This is a genomic window from Aeromonas sp. ZOR0001 (assembly GCF_000801015.1).
Lineage (GTDB): Bacteria > Pseudomonadota > Gammaproteobacteria > Enterobacterales > Aeromonadaceae > Aeromonas > Aeromonas veronii.
Genome location: NZ_JRJY01000148.1, coordinates 1 through 232, shown reverse-complemented (window position 1 = coordinate 232; position 232 = coordinate 1). Strand labels below are relative to the sequence as shown.

1 protein-coding gene is annotated in these 232 nt (G+C 54.7%); it reads right to left on the bottom strand.

The features are described 5' to 3' along the window. The coding region (locus L972_RS18280) for a transposase domain-containing protein (RefSeq protein ID WP_197058109.1) at positions 1-182 on the bottom strand (182 nt) is incomplete at its 3' end. Positions 183-232: the final 50 nt, after the last annotated feature.

Here is a 232-nt window from a genome sequence, read left to right as displayed (position 1 = left end):
ATAGCCATGCCGATGATGGCCCAGACCAAACGCTCCATGGGCATGCGGCGACGACGCAGGGTCGCGATATCCTCTTCGGCGAGCAGCGTCGTGATGAGCTCGGGAGAAATGAGGTCGGAGAGTGACTCAAACTGAGCGGCATTGCTGGCGTGGAGGAAGTCGAGAGCATGGGCTATACGCATAAAAAATCCGAAACCAATCAACAGGTTTCGGATTTTCACACATCAGAAGG